Origin of the sequence: Modestobacter sp. VKM Ac-2983 (genome assembly GCF_026967885.1) — a bacterium.
Classification (GTDB): Bacteria; Actinomycetota; Actinomycetes; order Mycobacteriales; family Geodermatophilaceae; genus Modestobacter.
This window is the reverse complement of sequence record NZ_JAPVBK010000002.1, coordinates 284,555-308,823: the sequence shown is the minus strand read 5'-3', so window position 1 is coordinate 308,823 and position 24,269 is coordinate 284,555. Positions and strand designations below refer to the sequence as shown.

Sequence of the window (24,269 nt, the reverse complement as noted above, 5' to 3'; positions counted from 1 at the left end):
TCGCGAGTGGTGGGGGGCTGGATGGTCCTTAATCACGGGGGTCGTCCGGGTCCAGTCCGAAGTAGGGGAACGAGGCGGTGCGGGTGCGCAGGACGGCACGATCGACCCGGTTCTCGGTGAACGGGTCCCAGCGGTGGAACCCGACGTAGCCGCCCTCGGTCATCGAGCCCGGGGGCGGCGTGCGCAGGCCCCGTCGCCGGACGTCGTCCTGCCAGCTCTGCGGGATCTCGGTGTCCGGCGCCAGCCGGTCGCCGCCGGCCTCGGCGAGGAGGTGGGTCCAGGCCCGCGGCACGCAACGCACCAGCCCGTAGCCCCCGCCGCCCAGGGCGATCCACCGGCCGTCGCAGACCTCGTGCGCCAGGTCGTGCACGGCGCGGTAGGAGGCCCGTTGCCCGTCGACGGTGAGCCCGAGGTCGGCCAGCGGGTCCTCGTGGTGGGCGTCGCAGCCGCACTGGGTGATCAGGATCTGCGGCTGGAAGGCCCGGACCACGCTGGGCACCACGGCGGTGAACGCGCGCAGCCACCCCGAGTCGTCGGTGCCGTTGGGCAGCGCCAGGTTCACCGCACTGCCCAGCGCCTTCTTCGGGTCGCCGGTCTCCTCGGGGAAGCCGGTGCCCGGGAAGATCGTGAGTGGGGTCTGGTGGACGCTGACGGTGAGCACCCGGGGGTCGTCGTAGAAGGCGGCCTGGACGCCGTCGCCGTGGTGCACGTCCAGGTCGACGTAGGCGATCCGCTCCCAGCCCTGACCCAGCAGCCAGGCGATCGCCACCGCGGCGTCGTTGAAGACGCAGAAGCCCGAGGCCTGGCCGCGCATGGCGTGGTGGAGCCCCCCGGCGATGTTGACCGCGTGCTGGGCCCGGCCGCTGGAGACCAGCTCGGCGGCGAGCACGCTGCCGCCGGTGATCAGGGCCGCCGCCTCGTACATGCCGGGGAACACCGGGTTGTCCGGGGTGCCCAGACCATGGCCGGCGCCGTACGGGTCCTCCGGGGCACGGCGGACGGCCTCCAGGTAAGCCGGGTCGTGCACGAGGGTGAGCAGCTCCGGACCGGCCGGCTTCGGCTGCACCACCTCGATCCGCGGGGAGGCGAGGACGCCGAGGGAGTCGGCCAGCCGCATGGTCAGGTCCAGCCGCACCGGGTGCATGGGGTGGTCGCCGCCCATGGTGTAGCCGAGCAGGGCGTCGTCCCAGACCACGGTCACGGCGTCGCTCACGGACGCGCCTCCGGGTGCGCCCGGCCGGGGCGCTGCGCTGCGGTGCTCCTCGTCGAGCGGGCCAGCTCCGTCATCGGCCCGACGCTACCGCTGGGGCCCGGGCAGCGCGCTCGCCGGACCCGTCCCGGTGGAGATCACCCGCCGAGTGGCTCCGGCCTCGTAAGATCGGTCGAACCTGACGGAGGAGTGGACGTGAACGACCTCATCGACACCACGGAGATGTACCTCCGGACCATCTTCGAGCTGGAGGAAGAGGGGATCGTCCCGCTGCGGGCCCGGATCGCCGAGCGCCTGCACCAGAGCGGACCGACCGTGAGCCAGACGGTGGCCCGGATGGAGCGGGACGGGCTCCTCTCGGTCCAGGGCGACCGGCACCTCCAGCTCTCCGACGAAGGCCGTGAGCTGGCCACGGCCGTGATGCGCAAGCACCGGCTGGCCGAGTGCCTGCTCGTGGACGTCATCGGCCTCGACTACGCCGACGTCCACGAGGAGGCCTGCCGCTGGGAGCACGTGATGAGCGAGGCGGTGGAACGCAAGCTGCTCAGCCTGCTCGGCAACCCCACGGTCTCGCCGTTCGGCAACCCGATCCCCGGCCTGGACGCCCTGGGAGGCGACACCTCGGCGGTCCTGGACGCGCTGACCCTGCTCTCGACGAGCGCGACCCCCGAGGGCCGGCAGGTCGTCGTCCGGCGGATCAGCGAGCAGTTGCAGGAGGACGCCCCGCTGCTGCGCTCGCTGGCCGACCAGGGGGTGCGGCCAGGCTCGATGGTCACCGCCACGGTGACCAACGGGACCGTGCTGGTCGACGGGGTCGCCCTGCAGCCCGGTGTCGCCCAGCACGTGTTCGTCAGCGCGGTCGAGGAGGAGCTGTCCCCGGCCGAGGCAGCCGAGGTCACCGAGGCCACCGCCGGCGTCTGACCTCACTGCCCGACCGCGCACGAGAGCCGCGCCCCCTTCCCGGGGTCGCGGCTCTCGTCGTCCCGGGCACGGCACGGGTCCTTTGCCGGGCTCATGACCTCGCGCAGGCAGCTCACTAGGCTGCGGTGCGCCCCTTCCGGACGCGCAGAGAGAAGGCCCCGGTGAGCGACACCGCAGCTCCCGTCGAGCAGAGCGACGACACCCCGCCCAGCCCGTTCCACCGGATCGCGGACTTCATCGCCCTCCCCCGGCTCAGCGGCCTGGCCCTCTCCCCCGACGGCCGCCGGCTGGTGACCTCGGTGGCCACGCTGGACGCCGAGGGCAAGAAGTGGCAGTCCGCGCTGTGGGAGGTCGACCCGGCCGGACAGCGGGACGCCCGCCGGCTGACCCGCGGTGCCACTGGCGAGTCCGCCCCGGTGTTCACCCCCGCCGGCGACCTGCTGTTCACCTCCGCCCGGCCCGACCCGGCCACGACCGAGGGCGGCGGCGACCCGAAACCGGCGCTGTGGGCGCTGCCGGCCGACGGCGGCGAAGCCCGGCTGGTGCTGAAGCGGAGCTCCGGCGTGTCCGGCGTCGCCGTGGCCGCGGACACCGGCGAGGTGGTGGTCGTCGCCAGCACGATGCCCGGCGCCGCGGACGCCGGGGAAGACGAGGAGCTCCGCACCCGGCGCAAGGACGCCGGGGTCAGCGCACTGCTGCACGAGAGCTACCCGGTGCGCTACTGGGACCACGACCTGGGCCCTGCGGTGCCGCGCCTGTTCTGGATCGGCGCACTGCCGGCGGAGGGCGTCGCCGGCACGTCGGCGACCACGCCGCAGTGGCGGGACCTGACCCCGGACGCGGGCCCGCCGCTGGGCTCGGGCACCGACCTGGCCGTCTCCCCCGACGGCCGGTTCGTGGCGCGCAGCGAGGAGGTGCCCGACGGCCCGGCCGGACGGCGGTCGCGGCTGCTCCTCATCGAGGTGGCGACCGGGGAGACCCGGGTCCTGGTCGACGACCCGCAGGCCGACGTCTCCGCCGCCCGGTTCTCCCCCGACTCCGGGCGGGTCGTCTGCGCACGGGAGTCCGCCTCGACGTACGCCGAACCGCCGGACCACACGCTGCTGCTGGTCGACGTCGCCACCGCCGAGACGCGCGAGCTGACCTCCGGGTTCGACCGCTGGCCGAGCGCGCCGCAGTTCTCCGCCGACGGCACGGCCGTGTACTTCCTGGCGGACGACGACGGCCGGCACGCGGTCTTCCGGGTGGCGCTGCACGGCAACGCGCCAGAGGGGAAGGCCCCTGTGCGGCTGACCGACCAGGGCGCCTACAGCGACCTGCAGGTCGCCCGGGACGGCAGCGCGCTGTACGCGCTGCGCTCCGGCTACGACACCCCGCCGGTGCCGGTGCGGCTGGACCCGCAGGCGCCCGGGCAGGACCCGGCTGCGTTGCCCAACCCCGGCACGATCAGCAGCCTCCCCGGGACGCTGCGCGAACTGGACGCCACCGCCTCCGACGGCACCCGGGTCCAGTCCTGGCTGGTGCTCCCCGAGGGCGCCGACGCAGCGAGCCCGGCGCCGCTGGTGCTGTGGGTGCACGGCGGCCCGCTGATGAGCTGGAACTCCTGGTCCTGGCGCTGGACGCCGTGGGTGCTGGCCGCCCGGGGGTACGCCGTGCTGCTGCCCAACCCGGCGCTGTCGCAGGGGTTCGGCCAGGACTTCGTCCGCCGCGGCTGGGGCGAGTGGGGCGACGCCCCCTACACCGACCTGATGGCGGCGGTGGACGCCGCGGAGGCTCTCCCGGAGGTCGACGAGACCCGGACGGCGGCGATGGGCGGCTCGTTCGGCGGCTACATGGCCAACTGGATCGCCACCCAGACCGACCGCTTCCGGGCGATCGTCACCCACGCCAGCCTGTGGCATCTCGACGCGTTCATGGGGGCGACCGACGCCTCGTACTACTGGGAGAAGGAGTTCGGCGACCCGCTCACCGAGCCGAAGCGGTACGACCAGAACTCCCCGCACCGCTACGCCGACGCGATCCGGACGCCGATGCTGGTCATCCACGGCGACAAGGACTACCGGGTGCCGATCGGCGAGGGGCTGCGACTCTGGTACGACCTGCAGAAGCGCGGGGTCCCGTCGAAGTTCCTGTACTTCCCGGACGAGAACCACTGGGTGCTCACGCCGGGGAACGCGGCCGTCTGGTACGACACCGTGCTGGCGTTCCTGGCCGAGCACGTGCTGGGCGAGGAGTGGCGGCGCCCCGAGCTGGTCTGAGACCGTCGCCCTGTCCGCCGCGTTCACCAGCGGGCGTCGAGCGGGCCGGTCGCCTGCCGGATCAGCCGGCGCATCTCCGTCGGGGTCAGGCAGGAGTCCAGGGCCGAGCGCAGCAGCCCGGCGAAGGTGTAGCTGGGCTCGCTGCGCAGGGCTCGCTCCAGCGCGACGTTCGCCAGCGCCCCGTCCCCGCGCACCCACGCGCTGACCGCCAGCAGGGTCGCCGGCGCCGCGTCCAGCGGCGCCGGTGACCGACGGGTCAGCTCGGTCCACACCACCTCGGCGGCGGCCGCCGACTCCCCCAGCGCGAGGGTGAGGGCCCGGTCCCGCAGGTCGTGGTCCCGCAGGCCCCACGCCAGCCGGGCCACCTCCCGGTCGGGCAGCCGCCCACCCCCTGCCTCGGGGCCGGCCGCCTCGACCGCCGCCTGCACCGCCGCCCAGCCCTCCTCGACCAGGACGTCCCAGCCCAGCTCCGCCGTGCGCCGGGCCAGCGCGTCGCCCACCTCGTCGCAGGCCCGGGCCATCGCCTCGGCCGCCAGGAAGCCGACCGGGGCGATCCGCCGGGCGAGCGCGGCGCGTTCGTCCTCCACCACCTGCCCGTCGACCACGCTCGCCGCGGCCAGCTCACTCGTCCCGGCCGGCAGCGGGGTGCCCGCCTCCGGTGCGCAGCACGCGGCCGCGCAGTCGTAGGACCACCAGCGGTCCCGGCGGACCAGGAGCGCCTCCCGGAGCGGCACGCCCACGGCGTCCAGCGCGAGCACCACCTCGTGTGCGAGGTCCCGGTGGGCCAGGTCCAGCTGCGCGGCGCCCCGGGGTGGGTCGTCGGGCGCGCCGACCGGCACGGCGGGCTCGTCCGCGGCCTCGGAGACGACCACCAGCAACGCCGCACTCGGCCCGTCGGTGAGCAGCGAGCGCACCAGGCCGGAGACGACCTGCCTGCGGTGCTCGGACGGCGGCAGGTCGACCCGGGCGGTGAGCCCCAGTCGCCTGCCCCGCGGCCCGCGCAGGCTCACCAGGACGAGCGACTCACGCGGCCGGAAGCCGAGCAGGTGCGGCAGCGCCGCGACCACCTCCCCGGGCTCGGAGAGGCGGACGGTCAGGGGCTGCTGGGGGTCGGCCATGGGCTCGACCCTGGAGGGCCCGGCCCCGGTCGAGGCCCGCGCGACCGAGGTTGTGGACGACGGTGGTCGCTGTGGACGGCGACCGGCAGGGCGTACCCCGTCCGCGGCACCGTCCGGGCATGCAGCGCACCCGGACGGCTCCCCCGCAGGCCTCAGACCTCGTACTGGACCGCCGACCGGCTGGCCAGGTTCGGCTTCACGTGCTCGGCGATGACCGCGAGGTGCCGGGGGTCGGCGGCGTACGCGCGGAAGGCCTCGACGTCGGGGAAGTCGGCCACCAGGGCGGCGTGGGCGTTGCCCTCGACCAGCCCGGCGTCCGGGCCCACGGCGAACGACGTCATGCCGCCGACCTCCTGCGGCAGGCGGCGCAGGGCGGCCAAGGTCGCCTCCCGGGTCTGCGGAGAGGTGTCCTCGGTCCAGGTGAACAGCACGACGTGGCGCAGCATGAGCGCACCCTGCCAGGCCGGTCCGGGCAGCGGCCAGCCCAGGGGCGCTCGTTAGAGTCCGGTCATGGGACGGTCGTTGCGGGTTGCACTGCTGTCCTACCGCAGCAAGCCGCACAGCGGCGGCCAGGGCGTGTACGTCCGGGCCCTGTCCCGGGAGCTGCGCGAGCTCGGGCACCGGGTCGAGGTGCTCAGCGGGCAGCCCTACCCCGAGCTGGCCGACGGCGTGCCGCTCACCCGGGTGCCCAGCCTGGACCTCTACCGGGAACCCGACCCCTTCCGGACGCCCCGGCCCAGCGAGTTCACCAGCCCGATCGACGCGGCCGAGTGGCTGACCATGTGCACGGCGGGTTTCCCCGAGCCGCTGACCTTCAGCCTCCGTGCCGCGCGGCTCCTGGGACGCCGCGCCACGGAGTTCGACCTCGTCCACGACAACCAGTCGCTGGGCTACGGGCTGCTCCAGCTGCGCCGCCGGGGGCTGCCCACCGTCGCCACGGTGCACCACCCGGTCGCCATCGACCGCGACCTCGAGCTCGCCGCGGCGACCGGGCTGCGCCGTCGGCTGACGCTGCGTCGTTGGTACGGCTTCACCGCCATGCAGGCCCGGGTCGCGCAGCGGCTCGACGGCCTGACCACCGTCTCCGACAGCTCCCGTTGGGACATCACCCGGCACATGGGGGTCCCGGCTGCCGGCGTCGAGGTCATCCCGGTCGGCATCGACCCGGAGGTGTTCCGGCCGCCGGCGGAGCCGACCGCCCGGGAGACGGCCCGGATCGTGGTGACGACCAGCGCCGACGTCCCGCTGAAGGGCCTGGTCCACCTGCTGGAGGCGCTGGCCAAGCTGCGCACGGAACAGGACGTGCGCCTCACCGTGGTCGGCACGGCCCGGCCCGGCGGTCCCGCGGCCGAGGCGCTGGACCGGCTGAGCCTTGCCGACGCCGTCCACTTCACCGGCTCGATCCCGACCGAGGAGCTGGTCCGGCTGCTGCAGACCGCCACCGTGGTCGCCGTCCCGTCGCTGTACGAGGGGTTCTCGCTGCCGGCGGTGGAGGCGATGGCCTGCGGCACGCCGCTGGTCACGACCGACGGGGGCGCGCTGCCGGAGGTCGTCGGCTCGCAGGCCGGGGTGCAGGTGCCCGCGGGCGACGTCGGCCGCCTGGCAGAGGCGCTGCGGCTGGTCCTGGACCACCCGTCGCTGCGGGACCAGCTGGGCCGGGCGGGGCGGGCCCGGGTGCTCGGCTCCTACACCTGGCGACGCACTGCCGAGCGCACGGCCGAGTGGTACGGCGAGGTGCTGGAGCGACGGGCGGCCACCGAGACCCCGGGGAGCGGTCGGTGCTGACCGTCGACTACGACCTGCTCGACGTCCGGCCCGGCATGCGGGTCCTGGACCTGGGGTGCGGCGAGGGCCGGCACGCGTTCGAGGCCTACCGGCGAGGGGCCTCGGTGCTCGCGGTCGACTGGGGGCAGCAGGAGGTGGCCACCACCGCCGAGTGGCTGGGTGCGATCGCCGCCGCCGGCGAGGCCCCGGCGGGTGCGTCGGCCGGGGTGGCCCGCGGCGACCTCCGTGCCCTGCCGGTGCCCGATGCGAGCGTCGACCGGGTGATCGCCTCGGAGGTGCTCGAGCACATCGTCGACGACCGCACCGCCCTGGCCGAGATCGCCCGGGTGCTCAAGCCCGGCGGCCGGGCGGCGGTCACCGTGCCCCGGTACGGCCCCGAGCGGATCTGCTGGGCGCTGTCGGACAGCTACCACGCCAACGAGGGCGGCCACATCCGCATCTACCGGGGTGACCAGTTGTGGGAACGGCTCGCCGCGGCCGGACTGCGACCGACCGACACCCACCACGCCCACGCCCTGCACGCCCCGTACTGGTGGCTCAAGTGCGCGGTCGGGGTCGATCGGGACACCGCGCTCGTCCGCGCCTACCACCGGCTGCTGGTCTGGGACCTGGTGCACCGCCCCTGGCTGACCCGCACCGCCGAGCGGCTGCTGGACCCGCTGCTCGGCAAGAGCCTGGTCCTCTACGCCGACAAGCCGGCGCCCACCGTCGGCGAGACGGCCGCAGGTGGGGTCGCCGCGGGGACGGCCGCCGCCGACGGAACGCTCGCGAGTGCCTGAGGCCCCACCGGCGCTGCCCGAGGTCCCCGGCGTGCTCACCGCCGACCAGGTGCGCCGGACCGTCGCGGCGATCGCCGCCGAGCAGGCCACGGACGGCGCCCTGCCCTGGTTCCGCGGTGGCCAGCTGGACGCCTGGGACTCGGTGGAGGCGGCCATGGCGCTGGACGTCGGCGGGGAGCACGACCGGGCGGTCGCCGCCTACGCCTGGCTGGCCGCGCGGCAGCGCGCCGACGGCTCCTGGGCCACGGAGTACCGGGACGGCATCGCCACGGCCCCGGGGGCGGAGAGCAACCACGCCGGCTACCTCGCCGTGGGCCTCTGGCACTCCTGGCTGAGCACCGGCGATGCCGGGCTGGTCGACCGGCTGTGGCCCACGGTGCGCCGGGCGCTGGACCTCGTGACGAGGATGCAGCTGGCCGGCGGGGCGATCGGCTGGGCGCTGCGCCCGGACGGCACACCCGACGACACGGCGCTCCTCACCGGGAATGCGAGCCTGTTCCAGGCGCTGCGTGCCGGGATCGCCCTGGCCGACCTGGTCGGTTCGGCTCAGCCGGACTGGGAGCTGGCCGCCGCCGATCTCGGCCGGGCGCTGCGGGACCGGCCCGAGGCGTTCGCCGACCGGTCGCGGTACTCGATGGACTGGTACTACCCGGTGCTGGCCGGTGCGCTCACCGGCGCGGCGGCCGAGGCGCGGCTGGCCGCGGGCTGGGACACCTTCGTCGTCCCCGGGCTGGGGGTGCGGTGCGTCGCCGACCGGCCGTGGGTGACCGGCGCGGAGACCTGCGAGCTGGCGCTCGCTCTCGCCGCGGCCGGCCGGCCGGATGACGCGATCGAGCAGCTGGCCGCCATGCAGCACCTGCGGGCCGAGGACGGCTCGTACTGGACCGGCCTGGTGTACGCCGACGACGCCCGCTGGCCGGTCGAGCGCACCACCTGGACGGCGGCGGCCGTGGTGCTGGCTGCGGACGCCATCGCCGGCACCGGCCCGGCCGCCGCGCTGTTCGCCGACCCGGCCGGGCTCGACCGGTCTGTGACGGAGGCGCTGGGTTGACACCCCGCCCGGTCGGGCACGATCACCAGGTGCCCACAGACCTCAGCAGCGATGCCTCCGCGGTGACCTGCGTGGTGGCCAGCCGCAACCGCCGCGACGACCTGCTGGCCAGCCTCCCCCGACACGAGGCCCCGGTGGTGCTGGTCGACAACGCCTCCACCGACGACACGGTGGCCGCGGTCCGGGCTGCACACCCGGAGGTCACCGTCGTCCCCCTGGAGCGCAACACCGGCGCCGTCGCCCGCACCCTCGGCGTCGCCCGCGCCGGGACGCCGTTCGTCGCCTTCACCGACGACGACTCCTGGTGGGCGCCGGGGGACCTGGCGCGCGGGGTCGAGATCATGCGCGCGCACCCGCGGCTGGGGCTGCTCGCCGCCCGGATCCTGGTGGGCTCCGCCGAGGAGCTCGACCCGGTCTGCACCGAGATGGCCGACAGCCCGCTCGGCACCGAGCCCGACCTGCCGGGCCCGTCGCTGCTCGGGTTCGTCGCCTGCGCCGCCCTGGTGCGCACCGAGGCGTTCACCGCCGTCGGCGGCTTCGACCGGGTCGTGCGCTTCCCCGGCGAGGAGGAGCGGCTGGCGCTGGACCTGGCGGCGGCCGGCTGGGGCCTGGCCTACGTCGACGAGGTCACCGTGCACCACCACCCCTCCACCCACCGGGAGGCCAGCAGCGCCCGGCAGGCGGGCATCTGGCGCAGCCGGGTGCTCACCGCGCTCATGCGCTACCCGCTGCGCGACGTCGCCGGCCAGCTGGTCCGGGTGGTGCGCGCCGGGCGCCCGGGCTGGCGAGGACTCGCCGGGGCGGTCCCCCGGGTCCCGGCCGCCCTGCGCAACCGGCGGGTGCTTCCGCGGCACGTGATGGCCGGGGTCCGGGAGCTGGCGGCATGACCAGCGGATCCACAGCCGGGGCCGGTGGCCGCGACCCCCGCGTCGCCGTCGTCGTCATCACCCACGACCGCCGGGAGGAGCTGCTGCTGGCGCTGTCCCGGCTGCGTGAGCTGCCCGAGCAGCCCCAGGTGGTCGTCGTGGACAACGGCTCCACCGACGGCACCGCCGAGGCGGTCCGCGCCCAGCACTCCTGGGTCGAGCTGATCGCCAGCCCGGAGAACCTGGGAGCGGTCGGCCGCAACCTGGGGGTGGCCCGGCTGGACACCCCGTACGTCGCCTTCTGCGACGACGACACCTGGTGGGACCCGGGTTCGCTGCGCACCGCCGCCGACGCGCTCGACGCCCACCCCAGGCTGGCCGTCGTCACCGCCCGCATCCTGGTCGAACCCGGCGGCGTCGAGGACCCGATCGTCGCCGAGCTGCGCGACTCCCCGGTCATCGGCGCCGACTGGCTGCCCGGGCCTGCGCTCGGCAGCTTCCTGGCCGGCGCCAGCGTGCTGCGGCGGGAGGCGTTCACCGAGGTCGGCGGCTTCTCCGAGCGGCTGTGGCTGGGCGGGGAGGAGGAGCTGATGGCCGGCGACCTCGCCGCGACCGGCTGGGAGCTCTGCTACCTGCCCACGATCGCCATCCACCACCAGGCCAGCACCGCGCGCGACCCCCACAAGCGGAGGCAGGACGGCATCCGCAACACCCTGTGGACGACGTGGCTGCGCCGCCCGTTCCGGCCCGCGCTGCGACGCACCGTGCACCTGCTGCGCACCGTCCCCCGCGATCGGGTCACCGCCCGGGGGCTGCTCGCCGCCGCCCGCGGCCTGCCCTGGGTGCTGCGCGAGCGACGGGTGCTCCCCCCACACGCGGAGGCCCGGTTCTCCGCCTTGGAGCACGCTCAGCGCAGCTCCACCGCCCGCCGCTACGTGAGCTGAGCGGCGGCCCGGCCGGTCAGCTCTGCCGGGCCGGCGTGGCCGCGGGCTCCCGGTCCTCCGGGGACCCGCGCCGGGAGACGAGGTAGAAGGCGGTCAGCACGCCGACGAGGACGACCACGACCACGGCCGTCCGCGTCGCCGACCACGACGGCATGGCCGGGTCGACGACGTCGGTGGACTGCAGCCCGTCGGCCAGCGCCACCACCGCACCGGACCAGTCGCCCTCGACGATCGCGGGCTCGACGTCCTCGCTCATCAGGGTCTCGACGGCGTCCGGCTGCAGTGCCGACTCGCTCCCGACCCACCACTCGTACTCGGCCTCGTCGGTCGCGACGGCCAGCAGCACCTCCTCGTCGCCGAGCTCGGACTCCATCGCGGTCAGCTCGGCCCAGTCGGCGCCGTCCTCCACGCCGTCGAAGGAGGGGACGAAGACGGCGGACAGGACCATCCCGGTCTGGGAGCGCAGTTCGGCCACGGCCTCTTCGGCCGCGGCTGCACCTGCGCCGAGCACGCCGGCCTCGTCGGTGATCGGTGCGTCGAGGGCGACCGGCTGCTCAGCCGTCGCGATCCCTGCAGGCATCGCCCCGGTGATCAGGAGGACCAACAACGCGATTCGCGTGCGCACACACACTTCCTCTGGATAGACGGCCGGACGTCATCGGTGGGGGCGGCAGCTCTGGCGCGGCTCCGCGCCGGGTGGCCGAACAGATCGCACACCTCTTGTCGATCGTGTTCCCCGATGGGGTGCGGCGCACCGAGAGGCGGACCATTTCGCCGACACGCGGGTCGGCCGGGCAATTGCGTCAGGAACCACTCACTGTTGGTGAACACAATGGTCGCGCAATTGTGTCCCCGTTCACTCAGCGTTCGGTTGACGCGTCGGCCCCGGCGAGGCCGGCCAGCGGGCGGACGACAGGCGCGCCCCCACCGGCGACCGCGATCAGCGCCCGCCGCGCCGGGTCGCACCAGTCGGTGAGGTACAGCCCGCGGTACCGGCTCACCGACCGCCCGGCCCGGTCGCGGCGCTCGGTCAGCCGGGAGAGGTCGATCCGCCCCACCCCGGCGAGCGTCGTCGTCCCGGTCTTCACCAGGCACTCCTTGCGCACCCAGTGCCGGAGGGCGAGCAGCGACGGGTCCACCGCCGACCGCACCTGCCGCTCCTCGGCCGGGGCCAGCCCGGGGAACCGGCCGGCTGTGGGGCCGTCCGCCGGGAACGCCTCGACGTCCACGCCCACCGGGCGCCAGGCGGCGGCGGCAACCACCACACCCGGGCCGTGGGACCAGCTGATCTGCACGTCGGGGAGGTCCACGAGGGACGGGCGCCCGTGCCCCGCCGTCCCGCACTCGGTGCACCACTGGTGCACCACCAGGCCCGTCACCGGCTGTCCGGTCAGCGCCGCAGCGCACCGGCGGACGAGCAGGTGTGCGGCGACGTAGGCGGACCGGTCCGCAGGGTCGTGCAGCGCAGCGCTGCGGGCCCGTTCCACCCGCCCGAGCAGGCCGACGTCGGTACCGGCCAGCACCTCGCCCGGGCTGGCCACGACGACCAATGGTGCGCGACGAAGGCCCGTGCGCACCATCTCAGCCCTCCGGCCACCCCGACGTGGCAGCCAGCTCGAACCCTCACTCACCGGAGTCGGTTGACCACAATGGAAGTTTGATCATGTCTCCGTGTTTCGGCATTTCTCAACGCTGTGGATTCACCTGAACACCCTCAGTCAAAGTTTCACAGAGAACTGTGAGTTCACCCCGAACGGGTGGCATTGCACCTTGTTTCTCCTTAGCGTCGTTCTCGATTCCTGATTGTCAACTGTGAGAGCGAGTCCATGTCGACGGAGAGCGAGAGCCGGGACTTCATCCCAGGCTTCACCACCCCCAGGGACCCGGGAGTCGACTCCCCGACCCGACGTTTCTCGTTCTCCGAGAACGTCGCGGGTGCTCCGCCCCGACCACATCAGGACACCACTCGGCTGTCCCAGTTCTTCGAGCGGACCTGCGACGAGCACCCCTCGGCGACGGCACTCGAGTGCGACGGCGAGCGGCTGAGCTACGCCGACCTCGACCAGCGGGCCAACCGGCTGGCACACCACCTGCTCGGGCTGGGCGTCCGGTCCGGCGTCCGGGTCGGGATCCTGCTCGACCGCTCGGTGAACACCTACGTCGCCCTGCTCGCGGTGACGAAGACGGAGGCGACCTTCGTCCCGATCGACCCGGCAGCTCCGGCAGACCGGGTGCAGTTCATGGCCGAGGACTCCGACCTCGGGCTCGTGGTCACCACCACCTCGTTCGCGGCGACCTGCAGCGGGCTCCCCTGCTCAGCCCTGTTCCTGGACGAGCTGGGCGGCGACCTCGCGGCCGCAGCGAGCTGGCGACCCGAGCTGGAGACCGGCGGCGACCCGGTCTGCTACGTCATCTACACCTCGGGCTCCAGCGGCCGGCCCAAGGGCGTGGAGATCGCCCAGTCGAGCATCTGCAACTTCGTCGGCATCGTGCCGGTCCTGTACGGCGTCGAGCCGAGCGACCGGGTCTACCAGGGCATGACGATCGCCTTCGACTTCTCCATCGAGGAGATCTGGCCGACCTGGGCCGTGGGGGCGACCCTCGTCGCCGGCCCCACGGACGGGCGCCGGGTGGGCTCGGGGCTGGCGGACTTCCTGGCCGAGCAGGAGATCACGATGATCTACTGCGTCCCCACCGTGCTCGCCACGCTGGACCGCACCCTCCCGTTGATCCGCACGGTGAACGTCGGCGGCGAGGCCTGCCCGCGGGAGCTCGTCGACCGCTGGGGCCCCGGTCGCCGCATCCTGAACACCTACGGCCCGACAGAGACCACCGTCACCTGCACGATGGCCGAGCTCTACCCCGGCAAGCCGGTGACGATCGGGCGGCCGCTGCCGACCTACCGCGTCACCCTGCTGGACGACGAGCGCCGGCCGGTGGCCAACGGCGAGATCGGCGAGATCTGCGTCGGCGGGCCCGGGGTGGCGCTCGGCTACGTCAACCGGCCCGACCTGACGGCCGACCGCTTCCTGCCCGACCCGCACGGCTTCCCCGGTGAGCGGTTGTACCGCACCGGGGACCTGGGGCGTTTCCTCCCCGACGGCGAGCTGGAGTACCTCGGCCGCGCCGACAGCGAGGTGAAGGTCCGCGGCCACCGCGTCGACCTCCAGGAGATCGAGGGCATGCTCCTGCAGCACGACCGGGTCACGGCCGCGGTCGTGACGCTGCTGCCGGCGCCGGAGAGCGGCGGTGAGCTCGCCGCCTACGTGATCCCCCGCCCCGGGGACGATGCCGCGGACCTCGTCGCCGAGCTGCACGACCTGCTCCTGGAGCAGCTGCCGCCCTACATGGTCCCGGCCTTCCTCGACGTCGTCTCCACCATCCCGATGCTGCCGAGCGGCAAGGCCGACCGGAAGGCGCTGCCCGACCCGCAGGGCCCGCGCCTGATGCGGGACACCGGGGACTACGTGCCGCCGGACACCCCCGTCGAGGCCTGGGTGACCGGGATCTGGGAGGAGGCGTTCGGCCTGCCGGGCGGTTCGGTGTCGGTCGAGGCGAACTTCTTCGACGCGCTCGGTGGCCACTCGTTGCTCGCCGCACGGATCATCTCCACGATGCGCTCCAGCGATCTGGGCGCCGGGTTGTCCATCCTCGAGCTCTACCGGCACCCGACGGTCCGGTCCCTCGCCGCGCACCTGGAGGACGACGCCCGGTCGGGTGACGCGGTCGCCGAGCCGCACCTGCGTCGCCCGGTGCAGTCCTCCCGCCGCCGGGTCGCCGTCTTCGGGTCGGCCCAGTTCGCCACCTTCTACGGCATCGTCCTGCTCTTCCTGTTCCCGGCTGCGCTGGTCTACGCGCTGAACGGCGGGGAGCCCTCGGCCGCCCTGGTCGTCCAGCTGGCCCTCGCCCTGCCGGCGTTCTTCCTCGTCGTCCGCTGGGTGCTCCCCGTGGTCGGCTCGCGGCTGTTGTCCCGGGGACTGCAGCCCGGTGACCACCCGCTGTGGACCTGGACCCACCTGCGGGTCTGGACCGTGCAGAAGCTCATGGTCATCTCCCCGCTGACGGTCCTGAGCGGCTCCCCGTGGGCGGCCACCTACCTGCGCCTGGCCGGGGCGCGGATCGACGACGACTGCCACATCGGGACGTCGGAGATCAGCCTCCCGGCGATGCTGGACATCGGCCCAGGCGCGACCATCGGTTACGGCACCCAGCTGCACGGCCACCGGGTCGCCGACGGCGTCCTCTCCCTCGGCGTCGTCTCCGTGGGTGCCCGCGCGACCCTCGGCTCGCAGTCGCTGCTGGAGGCCGGCTCGGCGGTCGAGGACGGCGGCGTCCTGCGGGAGCAGTCGCTGCTGCCCGCCGGCGAGATCGTCCCCGCCGGTGCGACCTGGGCCGGTTCGCCGGCCCGGGCCTCGACCGAGCCGGCCGACCCGGTCCTCGGGTTGATGACCAGCTGCACCGCTGCACCCACCACCTGGACGCGTCAGCTGCGGACCGGTTTCGCCGCCGGCATCACGCTCCTGGAGCTCCTGCCCTTCTTCGTGCTGCTCCCCGTGGTCGCGCTGGTCTGGTGGGTGCTGCTGACCTTCGGGCTGGGCGCCGCCCTCCTCGCCACCGCACTCTCCGGCCCGGTCTTCGTGGCCGCCTCCTGCGCGCTCATCCTGGGCTGCCGCCGGCTGGCCCTGACGGAGACGCCGCCCGGCGTGCACCACGTGCGCTCCAAGCTCGGGCTGGAGAAGTGGCTGGGCGACAAGCTGCTGGAGATGAGCCTGATGCTCAACAACAGCATGTACGCGACGCTGTACACCTCCATCTGGCTCCGGGCGATGGGGACCAAGGTCGGCCGTGGCGCCGAGGTGTCCACCATCGCGAACATCGACCCCGACCTGCTCACCCTGGGCGAGGGCAGCTTCGTGGCGGACATGGCCAGCGTCGGCAGCGCCACCTACGCCAACGGGCACGTGGCCTTCCAGGTGACCGAGGTCGGCGCCCGCGCCTTCGTCGGGAACGCCGCGTACATCCCCTCCGGCACGCGCCTGGGCGACGGCTCGCTGATCGGTGTGCGCAGCGTGCCACCGACCACCGGCGTCGAGGCGGGGAGCTCCTGGCTGGGCTCGCCGCCGATCAACCTGCCGCGCCGCGAGCTGTACGAGGGCTTCACGGAGGCGGAGACCTTCACGCCCAGCCGCCGTCGGGTGCGCGCCCGGTACGCGATCGAGTTCCTGCGGATCGTGCTGCCGAGTTCGATCCTGGCCCTGGCGATGTTCGGCACGCTGTACGGCGCCTCGGTGCTCGCCGCCAACCAGGGCGTGCTCGTCACCGTGGTGGTGGCGCCGCTGATCGCGCTGCTCTCCAGCCTCGCGGTCGTGGTCGGGGTCGCGCTGCTCAAGTGGGCCCTCGTCGGCCGGTACAAGCCGCGGGTGGAGCCGCTGTGGAGCGGTTTCGTGCGCCGGACCGAGTTCGTCACCGGCATCTACGAGGCGGCCGCCGTCCCGGCGCTGCTGACCTGGCTGACCGGTACGCCGCTGCTCGGCCCGCTGCTGCGGCTCTACGGGGCGAAGATCGGCCGGCGGACGCTGATCGACACCACCTACCTCACCGAGTTCGACCTGGTGACCCTGGGCGACGACGTCTCCGTGGGCACGAACGCCTCGCTGCAGACCCACCTGTTCGAGGACCGGGTGATGAAGATGGACCACGTCATCATCCGGGACCGGGCCAGCGTCGGGGACAAGTCCGTCGTCCTCTACGGCGCCACCGTGGAGGAGGACGCCACGATCGCCGACCTCTCCCTCGTGATGAAGGGCGAGGTGCTGCCTCCCGGCACCTCGTGGAGCGGCATCCCCGCCCAGAAGGTGGGCCGCGCCCCGGCCAGCACGCTGCCGGTCCGGGACGACCCGGCGATCGACACCACTGCTCTCGACAACCCGGCGGTGGACAACCCGACCACCGAGAGCCGGCAGCTCAGCACCGCGTCGAACAGCCGGGAGGTGTGACCGTGTCCCAGACCAGCGAGCACCAGAACATCGTGGCTCCACTGCCCCCGGAGCACGGTGCCGCCGTGGCGGCCCTGCCGCACAGCTGCGCACCGGCCGGCGACGTCGCCGGGACCCCGGCCGAGGGCACCCGGACGGACGCGGCGACCCCGCGCCCGCGCGCACGCCTGATCGGGATCGACGCCGCCCGCGGCGTCGCCCTGGTGGGCATGATGTCGGTGCACCTGATCCCCGCGGCCAGCGACGACGACGGCGTGTCGTGGGCGTGGCTGCTGTCCAACGGCAAGGCGTCTGCGCTGTTCGCCCTGCTCGCCGGCGTCGGCATCGCCTTCTCCACCGGCCGGCGCCGTCCGCCCCGTGGCCTGGCCTGGCGGGCCGGCGCGCTGTCCCTGCTGACCAGGGCCGTGATCATCGCGGCGATCGGCCTCGCGCTCGGGTACGTCGTCGGGACCGGCGACGCCGCGGTGATCCTGGCCTACTACGGCGTGCTCTTCGCCCTGGCCATCCCGTTCCTGCGGCTGTCGACCCGCGGGCTGGTGGTGGCGGCGGTGATCGCAGCGCTCGTCATGCCGCTGGTCAGCTATGCGCTGCGCCTGGAGCTGACCCCGGTCGCCGTGGCCAACCCGACGCTGACCGACCTGGTCACCGACCCGCTGGGGCTGCTGCTCCAGCTGACCCTCACCGGGGTGTTCCCCGCCCTGGTCTGGATCGCCTACCTGCTGGCCGGCATGGCCGTGGGCCGGGCGGTGCTCGCCTCGCGGCGGGTCGTCGGCCAGATCACGCTGCTCGGCCTGGCGCTCGCCCTGGCGTCCAGCCTGCTGTCGATGCTGCTGCTGACCCTGGGCGGCCGGGGCGCCGAGCTGCGCGTGGACGCGCTGCAGACCATGGACTTCGAGCTCTACCAGGAGACCTTGACCTGGGGACCCTCGGGGACGACGCCGACCAACAGCCCGTGGTGGCTGGTGGCCACGGCCCCGCACAGCGGCAGCCCGCTCGACCTGGCCTTCACCATCGGGGTGGCGCTGGCCGTGCTGGGCGTGTGCCTGCTGCTCGGCCGGGGCCTGCAGCCGCTGCTGCGCCCGCTGGCCGCCGGCGGCAGCATGACGCTGACCCTCTACAGCGTCCACCTGCTGCTGGTGGCCGCACCCATCCCCCGCGGCGTGCTGAACCTGGTGGTGCAGGTCGCCGTGCTGCTGACCTTCGCCCTGGTCTGGAACCGGAGCCATCTGCGCGGACCGCTGGAGGAGCTCGTCTGGCGGGCGACCGACATCGTGCGACGGAAGGTGCTGGACTCCTCCGGAGCGCACCGGGCGCCGGCCACCACGGCCGGCGGCTGAACGTGTTCGGGCGCGGCGGTCTCGGGCGTGGCGGTGACCGGCCACTGGCGCTGGTCTACCGGGGACCGGCCTCCACGGCCGGCTGCCCCGAGGCGGTCGCCGCTGCGCTGGCGCGGAGCCGGTGGGACCTCGACGTCCGCTTCGTCGGACCAAAGGAGCAGCTGGCCCTGGAGCCGGCGGTGCTCGCGTCCGCCGCGCTCTACGCCCAGCCCGGCGGCGGTGAGCTGAAGAAGGCGTGGCGCAAGCTCCGCAAGCAGGCCCCGGCGGTCCAGGAGTACGTCGCGGGTGGGGGGCGCTACCTGGGCTTCTGCCTGGGCGGGTACCTCGCCGGGGAGACCCCCGGCTTCGGGCTCCTGCCCGGGGACGCCGACCAGTTCGTCTCCTCCCCCGGGGCGTGGCCGACCCACACCGACGACGCGGTGGCCACCGTCGTCTGGGACGGCCGCCGCCGCCAGGTGTTCTTCCAGGACGGCGCCTGGTTCGACCTCGACCCGGCCCGCGGGCCGGCCGAGGTGCTCGCCACCTACGAGAACGGCCTGCCCGCGGCCGTCGTCGCCCCCTACGGGGCCGGCGCGGTCGGCGTCGTCGGGCCGCATCCGGAGGCGACCGCGGACTGGTTCACCGACGTCGGTCTGCCCGTGCCCGCCGACCTGCGGGCCGACCTCACCCAGGACCTCGTCGACCGGGTCATGCGGATCGGTCAGGTCACCCGGACCCGCTGAGCACCGCAGGCCGCCGTGCGGAGCTCACGCTCCGCACGGCGGCCTGCGGTGCGGGATGGTCCCGCGGTCGGCTCAGCCCTCGTCGAGGAAGCCGGCCACGATCGTGCCGAACTCCCCGGACCGGTTGTGGCCCACCCCGGCAGGGGCGACGAGCCGGGTGTTGAGGCCCTGGGCCGAGTACCACTGCTGCCCGGCCTGCGCGCCCCAGGGCCCGGACAGCGCGTTGAACCCGCCGCCGGCCCCGGTGTCCTGGGCGCCGGTGTCCCAGCGCAGGGCGACCTTCCCCTTGACGTCGGCGGGGATGCTGGCCCGACCCGCCGGTGCGCCGCCGCCACCGATCGCGATGACCCCACCGCCGCCGGACCAGAGCGCCGGGTGGGCGGGGAAGACGAAGCGGGTCGCCGCCTGCGCGCCCGAGGAGTAGCCGGCGAACCAGAGCTCACCGGCGCCGTACTGGGTCTTCGCGTCGGCGATCAGCGCCGCCAGGTACTTCGCGTACCCGGCGGCGTCCCCCTGCTCCCAGCACTGGCAGGAGCGGTTCGGGCTGAACGGCGCCACGAGCACCATGTTGCGCGCCCGGGCCACCGCGGCCAGCCCCGTCGACCCGCCGATCGCGTAGGCCTGGGTCGGGTTCTCGACGCCGTACTCGCCGGTGCCGTCGGCGTACACCAGCAGGCCGATCGGCTTCGCCGGGTCGATGCCCTCGGCGAAGACGCGGTAGTCCGCGGTGTACCCCGCGGCGCTGAAGGACGTCGTCCGGTTGGTCAGGGCCGCCGTGCGCGCCGGGGTGCTCGCGGCCGGGGCAGCTGCCGGGGCAGCTGCCGGAGCCGGGGCGGGCGCGGCAACCGGCACGGGCGCCGGCGCCGGGGTGCTGGCGACCGGTGCGGGCGCAGGCGCGGGAGCCGGGGCAGGAGCCGGCGTCGGCTGGGGAGCCGGCGCGGCCGTCGAGGGAGCCGGCGCCTGGGCGCGCTGACGTGCCCGTTCTGCGTGCCGGGCAGCCTTCTCGGCCCTGACCGCCTCCAGCTGGACACCGGTCTGGGCCTGCGGCTGCTCACTGCTCGCCGGCGAGGCGGCGGGCGTGGTGTCCGCGATGTTGGTGGCGCCCAACATGGCGGTCACGCACAGGAAGGCGGCGGCCACGCCGGCGCGTGCGCGCCGGCCCCGGCGGGTGGAGAGGGCGGACAGGAAGCGGCGGCCACGGCCACTCCGGGTGTGACGTCTGGACAAGAAGAGACCCCTCCGAGCGTCCGCCGCATGAGTGCGGACGGTGTGCGGTGATTACGGAACTGATCGTTACACGCACTTAGTGCATCCGTAAGGTCACGCTCGGTTCACAGTTGGCTCATTCGTCACACCCGTCACGCCGGCCCCGGCGGTCGGTGTGCCGGATCCCACCGACTGCCGAAGACGACGGGTTGGCACCCGTTGCGCACAACCGGGACGATGGACGGTGGCGGGAGGACCCCGTCGTCCACCTCGAAGGGGCAGTGATGCGCGCGGGTCGTCGACGGGCCGCGGCAGCTGCGCTCGCCGGAGCCGTCCTCCTCGCCGGCTGCACGACGGGCGGCTCCCCCGATCCGGAGCCCCCGCCCACCACCGCCCCGGAGGCCGAGGGGTGGGCGGAGCCGTGGGCCGACCGGCCGGTGGTCGACCTGCGCTTCGACGTCGCCGAGGACCTGGAGACGGTCGCCGGCGAGGAGCGGGTGGTCTTCACCCCCGACCTCAACACCTGCGTGCTGGTCTTCCGCTCCTGGCCCAACAAGCCGGCCACCGCCCGCGCGGGCAGTGGGCTGACGGTGTCCGAGGTGCGGGTCGACGGCGAGCCGGCCGAGGCCCGCGACGTGCCGGCCGGGGCACCCGAGAGTGCGCCCGCCGGCACCCTGCTGGAGGTGCCGCTGGCCGAGTGCGCCGAACCCGGCGACGAGATCACCGTCGAGATCCAGTTCGAGGTGGAGCTCGGTCCGGACGTCAACGAGCGGGTCGGCACCTCCACCGACGTCGACGCCGCCTGGTTCGCCACCGCCTTCCCGCTGCTCGCCTGGGAGCGCGGGCGGGGATGGGACCGCAGCCCGGGCGTGGCCGTCGCCGGGGAGATGGCGGTGAGCGAGGACTTCGAGCTGGCCTCGCTGGAGGTGGTCGCGGACTCCCGGTACGAGGTGCTCGGCACCGGCGAGCTGGTCGGCACCTCCGACGGTCCCGGCGGCACCACGGTGCACGAGTTCACCGCGCCCTCGGTGCGGGACGTCGCGGTCACCGTCGGGGAGCTCGTCGTGCAGTCGGCGGAGACCGGCGGTGTCCGGGTCCACGTGGGCCTGGACGCAGACGTGGACGAGGCGACCGCGGCAGAGTGGCTGGCCCAGCTAGAGGCGTCGATGGCGGCCCTCGTCGAGCTGCTGGGGCCCTTCCCCTACGCCGACCTCTGGGTCTCGGTGCTGTCCAGCCAGACCAGCGGCATCGAGTTCCCCGGCGCGATCCAGTTCGGCGACGTCGACCCGGACTTCCGCCGAGCGCTGGTGACCCACGAGCTGGCGCACATGTGGCTCTACGGCCTGGTCGGCAACAACCAGGGCGTGCACCCCTGGCTGGACGAGTCGTTCGCGACCTTCGCGCAGATGGTCGTGCACGGCGAGGGCTCCGCCAGCATGGCCGACCTGCCCGGGTCCCGCCGGCACGGCGTGGGTGAGCCGATCCAGTACTGGGAGCAGTTCCGGCGGCCCAGCTCTGCCTACTACGACACCGTCTACATCGCCGGCGGGACGACCCTGGTGGACGCCCGGGCCCAGGTGGGCGCCGAGGCGTTCGACGCGGCGCTGCAGGAGTACCTGCGCGCCAACGCCTGGTCGATCGCCACGCCGGACGACGTCCAGGAGGCGTTCGCCGAGCTGCCCGAGGTGCTCGACGAGCTCGAGGAGGTCGGTGCGCTGCCCTGATCGCCGTCCGGGCGCCGGTTCAGCGGGCGCAGGCGATGCAGGTGCGCGCCTGCGGGCGGGCGGCCAGCCGCTCCGGGGCGATCGGCTGCCCGCAGTCGGCGCACCGGCCGTGCTCCCCCGCCGCGGCGCGGACCAGCGCCAGGTCGACGTCGGCCAACCGGCGGCGCGCCTGGTCCAGCAGCGCCACCACCTGCTGGCGCTCGAACGCGATGGTCGCGCCCTCCGGGTCGTGCTCGTCGTCGGCGTTGGACGACCGGGACGCAGCCACGACCTCGTCGAACTCCCGGGTCAGCGCATCGATCTGCGCCAGCGTCTCGGCCCGGGTGCGGGTCAGGTCGTCGATCACCGTCATCCCGTCATGGTCCAGCACCCGCTCCGTCAGGACGACGTGCGCCGCAGCAGCCGCAGCGAGCCGGTGCCGGGCAGCTCGGTGAACTCCCCCGAGCCCAGCACCCGCTGGTAGACCCCGAAGGGCGCCTGCCCGCCGTCGGCCGGATCGGGGAAGACGTCGTGCACGGCCAGCGTGCCGCCCACGGCCAGCTTGGACACCCAGGCGTCCTGGTCGCGACGCGCGGACTCCTCGGTGTGGCTGCCGTCGAGGAACAGCAGCGCCAGCGGGGTGGACCACAGCGGGGCCAGCACCTCCGACCGGGTGACGACGGCGACCACGACGTCCTCGGCGCCGGCGGCGGCGATGGTCTGCCGGAAGCCGGGGAGGGTGTCGATCCGGCCGGCGAGCGGGTCGACCAGGGACGGGTCGTGGTACTCCCAGCCGGGCTGGTGCTCCTCCGAGCCGCGGTGGTGGTCGACGGTGACCACCTGCCGGCCGGTCTCCCGGGCGGCGGCGGCCAGGTACAGGGCCGACTTGCCCTGCCAGCTGCCGATCTCCAGCAGCGGCCCGGGCACCTGCACCGCCCGCGCCGCGGCGTAGAGCGCCCGGCCCTCGTCCGGTGGCATGAACCCGGGTGCGGCGGCCGCGGCGGCCAGCAGGTCGGCAGTCACCGCACGAGCATCCCGTTCCCGGGTCCCGCGAGGGTCATCGGGTGGCGCCCTCGGCGCGGTCGGCCGGCAGTGCCGCGGGGGTCGCCGAGGTCGCCGCGGCCGCCACCAGGGCGCCGATCAGCGTGGTCACCGGGACGGCGAGCACGAGCGCGATCCCGCCGACCAGCGTGCGGACCACCTCCTCACCGACCACCGAGCCGGTCAGCGTCGTCCAGAACGGCCGCTCGTAGATGTCGAAGAGCAGCAGCAGCGGCAGCGCGGCGCCGGCGTAGGCGAAGACGATCGTGTAGATCGTCGAGGCGATGTGGTCGCGCCCGATCGCCATGCCGCGCTGGAACAGCTGCACCCAGCCCATCTCCGGCGAGACCTCGTGCAGCTGCCAGACCGCGGACGCCTGGGTGATGGTGACGTCGTTGAGGATGCCCAGCCCGGCGACGATGAGGGCGGCCAGCACCAGGCCGGAGAAGTCCAGGGTCGGGTCGAACGTGAGCAGCTGCACGGCCTCCTCGTTGGCCAGGCCGGTGAGGTGTGCGGCGGCGACGGCGATCGTCCCGAGCACCGCGCTCAGCGCGAGCCCGAACAGGGTGCCCAGCAGCGCCGTCGTCGTCCGGGCGTTGAAGCCGTGGGCCAGGTACAGGACGACGTACATGATCGCCGAGGAGCCGATCAGGCTCACCCAGATCGGCGAGGAGCCGGCCAGCAGGCCGGGCAGCATGAACTGCAGCAGGATGAAGAACGCGAACCCCAGACCGAGCAGGGCGAGCAGCCCGCGCAACCGGGCCACGGCCCCCACCACCAGCGTGAACGCCAGCGCCAGGGTGATGATCGGGGTGCTGCGCGGGAAGTCCTGGAACTGGTAGGTGACCTCCCCGCTCTCGATGCCGGGGTCCCGGTTGAGCACCAGCTCGTCCCCGACCTCGATGCCCTCGGCCACCACCTCCGAGGAGAGCTCGACCTGCACGTACTCGCCGGAGCTCTCGCCCTCGGCGACGACCAGCACCGCCTGGGCACACACCTGCGCAGGGGCGTTGCCGGTCGCGGCGGCGCACTCGTAGGTCTCCAGCGAGGCGATGGTCGCCTCCGGGAACGTGGTCCCCGACGGCAGGAACGACTCCGCCGCCCGCTGCGCCGCGGTCTGCTCGCTGCTGGGCCACAGCGCCACCAGGCCGACCAGCGTGGCGATGCCCACCGGCACCAGCACCAGCAGCATCAGCCGGACGGCGGTGCGGCGACGGGCGACCGCGGCCGGGTCGGGGGGGCGGACCTCGCCGTCGGGTCCGTGGACGTGGGAGTGGGCCGACACCCGGACAGGCTAGGTGGCCGGTCGGCCGATCCCCGGCCGGACGGGCG

General features: G+C 74.3%; 20 protein-coding genes. 11 read left to right on the top strand and 9 right to left on the bottom strand.

Annotation, left to right across the window (positions count from 1 at the left end; translation table 11 throughout):
• Nucleotides 1–28: 28 nt before the first annotated feature.
• Nucleotides 29–1,213, bottom strand: a complete 1,185-nt coding sequence (locus O2W18_RS07900) for an acetoin utilization protein AcuC (RefSeq protein ID WP_269187000.1) — start codon at nt 1,211–1,213, stop codon at nt 29–31.
• A gap of 192 nt (nt 1,214–1,405) precedes the next feature.
• Here O2W18_RS07900 and O2W18_RS07895 point away from each other — a divergent pair, with 192 nt between their 5' ends.
• Both O2W18_RS07895 and O2W18_RS07890 read left to right on the top strand, forming a co-directional pair.
• Entirely contained in the window at nt 1,406–2,131 is a 726-nt protein-coding gene (locus tag O2W18_RS07895) for a metal-dependent transcriptional regulator (RefSeq protein ID WP_269186999.1), read from the top strand.
• 161 nt (nt 2,132–2,292) lie between these two features.
• A complete protein-coding gene (locus tag O2W18_RS07890) occupies nt 2,293–4,389 on the top strand; it encodes a S9 family peptidase (protein ID WP_269186998.1) in 2,097 nt (698 codons plus the stop codon).
• Between the two features lie 23 nt (nt 4,390–4,412).
• Here the strand turns inward: O2W18_RS07890 and O2W18_RS07885 are convergent, their stop codons facing one another.
• On the bottom strand, nt 4,413–5,507 hold the full coding sequence (locus tag O2W18_RS07885; protein ID WP_269186997.1) for a DUF4192 domain-containing protein: 1,095 nt from the start codon (nt 5,505–5,507) through the stop codon (nt 4,413–4,415).
• Nucleotides 5,508–5,659: 152 nt separating this feature from the next.
• Entirely contained in the window at nt 5,660–5,953 is a 294-nt protein-coding gene (locus O2W18_RS07880; protein WP_269186996.1) for a Dabb family protein, read from the bottom strand.
• A 64-nt stretch (nt 5,954–6,017) separates the two neighbouring features.
• On the opposite strand from O2W18_RS07880, the gene O2W18_RS07875 reads away from it, so the two are divergent.
• From O2W18_RS07875 to O2W18_RS07855, 5 genes are read left to right on the top strand one after another with little or no spacing between them, the layout of a single operon-like run.
• A complete protein-coding gene (locus O2W18_RS07875) occupies nt 6,018–7,292 on the top strand; it encodes a glycosyltransferase family 4 protein (RefSeq protein ID WP_269186995.1) in 1,275 nt (424 codons plus the stop codon).
• Nucleotides 7,286–8,071 carry a class I SAM-dependent methyltransferase gene (locus tag O2W18_RS07870; RefSeq protein WP_269186994.1) on the top strand — a complete coding sequence of 262 codons (786 nt, stop codon included), beginning with the start codon at nt 7,286–7,288 and terminating at the stop codon, nt 8,069–8,071. The genes O2W18_RS07875 and O2W18_RS07870 overlap by 7 nt, the downstream gene beginning before the upstream one ends.
• Nucleotides 8,064–9,122, top strand: a complete 1,059-nt coding sequence (locus O2W18_RS07865; protein ID WP_269186993.1) for a prenyltransferase — start codon at nt 8,064–8,066, stop codon at nt 9,120–9,122. The genes O2W18_RS07870 and O2W18_RS07865 overlap by 8 nt, the downstream gene beginning before the upstream one ends.
• A 29-nt stretch (nt 9,123–9,151) precedes the next feature.
• Nucleotides 9,152–10,009 (top strand): glycosyltransferase family 2 protein, encoded by an 858-nt coding sequence (locus tag O2W18_RS07860; protein ID WP_269186992.1) that lies wholly within the window; start codon nt 9,152–9,154, stop codon nt 10,007–10,009.
• A complete protein-coding gene (locus O2W18_RS07855) occupies nt 10,006–10,932 on the top strand; it encodes a glycosyltransferase family 2 protein (protein ID WP_269186991.1) in 927 nt (308 codons plus the stop codon). The genes O2W18_RS07860 and O2W18_RS07855 overlap by 4 nt, the downstream gene beginning before the upstream one ends.
• 16 nt (nt 10,933–10,948) lie before the next feature.
• Here the strand turns inward: O2W18_RS07855 and O2W18_RS07850 are convergent, their stop codons facing one another.
• The gene (locus tag O2W18_RS07850) at nt 10,949–11,512 is read right to left on the bottom strand and encodes a TPM domain-containing protein (protein WP_269186990.1); all 564 of its coding nucleotides are present in this window, start codon (nt 11,510–11,512) and stop codon (nt 10,949–10,951) included.
• 280 nt (nt 11,513–11,792) lie between these two features.
• On the bottom strand, nt 11,793–12,473 hold the full coding sequence (locus tag O2W18_RS07845; protein ID WP_269186989.1) for a 4'-phosphopantetheinyl transferase family protein: 681 nt from the start codon (nt 12,471–12,473) through the stop codon (nt 11,793–11,795).
• Nucleotides 12,474–12,758: 285 nt separating this feature from the next.
• Between O2W18_RS07845 and O2W18_RS07840 the strand changes: the two genes are divergently transcribed.
• The 3 genes from O2W18_RS07840 to O2W18_RS07830 are packed head-to-tail and all read left to right on the top strand — an operon-like array spanning nt 12,759 to nt 18,987.
• Entirely contained in the window at nt 12,759–16,928 is a 4,170-nt protein-coding gene (locus tag O2W18_RS07840) for a Pls/PosA family non-ribosomal peptide synthetase (protein ID WP_269186988.1), read from the top strand.
• A 2-nt stretch (nt 16,929–16,930) separates the two neighbouring features.
• Nucleotides 16,931–18,265 (top strand): heparan-alpha-glucosaminide N-acetyltransferase domain-containing protein, encoded by a 1,335-nt coding sequence (locus O2W18_RS07835; RefSeq protein WP_269186987.1) that lies wholly within the window; start codon nt 16,931–16,933, stop codon nt 18,263–18,265.
• A gap of 2 nt (nt 18,266–18,267) precedes the next feature.
• Nucleotides 18,268–18,987 (top strand): BPL-N domain-containing protein, encoded by a 720-nt coding sequence (locus O2W18_RS07830; protein ID WP_269186986.1) that lies wholly within the window; start codon nt 18,268–18,270, stop codon nt 18,985–18,987.
• Between the two features lie 72 nt (nt 18,988–19,059).
• On the opposite strand, the gene O2W18_RS07825 is transcribed toward O2W18_RS07830, so the two are convergent.
• The gene (locus tag O2W18_RS07825; protein ID WP_269186985.1) at nt 19,060–20,106 is read right to left on the bottom strand and encodes a hypothetical protein; all 1,047 of its coding nucleotides are present in this window, start codon (nt 20,104–20,106) and stop codon (nt 19,060–19,062) included.
• 371 nt (nt 20,107–20,477) lie between these two features.
• Between O2W18_RS07825 and O2W18_RS07820 the strand changes: the two genes are divergently transcribed.
• The gene (locus O2W18_RS07820; protein ID WP_269186984.1) at nt 20,478–21,917 is read left to right on the top strand and encodes a M1 family aminopeptidase; all 1,440 of its coding nucleotides are present in this window, start codon (nt 20,478–20,480) and stop codon (nt 21,915–21,917) included.
• Nucleotides 21,918–21,936: 19 nt separating this feature from the next.
• On the opposite strand, the gene O2W18_RS07815 is transcribed toward O2W18_RS07820, so the two are convergent.
• From O2W18_RS07815 to O2W18_RS07805, 3 genes are read right to left on the bottom strand one after another with little or no spacing between them, the layout of a single operon-like run.
• Entirely contained in the window at nt 21,937–22,269 is a 333-nt protein-coding gene (locus O2W18_RS07815; protein ID WP_269186983.1) for a TraR/DksA family transcriptional regulator, read from the bottom strand.
• 26 nt (nt 22,270–22,295) lie between these two features.
• A complete protein-coding gene (locus tag O2W18_RS07810) occupies nt 22,296–22,919 on the bottom strand; it encodes a class I SAM-dependent methyltransferase (protein WP_269186982.1) in 624 nt (207 codons plus the stop codon).
• Between the two features lie 34 nt (nt 22,920–22,953).
• Nucleotides 22,954–24,222, bottom strand: coding sequence for a YibE/F family protein (locus O2W18_RS07805; protein WP_269186981.1), 1,269 nt, complete (start codon nt 24,220–24,222; stop codon nt 22,954–22,956).
• Between the last annotated feature and the right edge of the window lie 47 nt (nt 24,223–24,269).

Bases quoted from the DNA above. Each gene is read 5' to 3' on its own strand.
- O2W18_RS07850 (WP_269186990.1), bottom strand. From the start codon at position 11,512: ATGCCTGCAGGGATCGCGACGGCTGAGCAGCCGGTCGCCCTCGACGCA.
- O2W18_RS07885 (WP_269186997.1), bottom strand. From the start codon at position 5,507: ATGGCCGACCCCCAGCAGCCCCTGACCGTCCGCCTCTCCGAGCCCGGG.
- O2W18_RS07840 (WP_269186988.1), top strand. From the start codon at position 12,759: ATGTCGACGGAGAGCGAGAGCCGGGACTTCATCCCAGGCTTCACCACC.
- O2W18_RS07875 (WP_269186995.1), top strand. From the start codon at position 6,018: ATGGGACGGTCGTTGCGGGTTGCACTGCTGTCCTACCGCAGCAAGCCG.
- O2W18_RS07880 (WP_269186996.1), bottom strand. From the start codon at position 5,953: ATGCTGCGCCACGTCGTGCTGTTCACCTGGACCGAGGACACCTCTCCG.
- O2W18_RS07815 (WP_269186983.1), bottom strand. From the start codon at position 22,269: ATGACGGTGATCGACGACCTGACCCGCACCCGGGCCGAGACGCTGGCG.
- O2W18_RS07820 (WP_269186984.1), top strand. From the start codon at position 20,478: ATGCGCGCGGGTCGTCGACGGGCCGCGGCAGCTGCGCTCGCCGGAGCC.
- O2W18_RS07855 (WP_269186991.1), top strand. From the start codon at position 10,006: ATGACCAGCGGATCCACAGCCGGGGCCGGTGGCCGCGACCCCCGCGTC.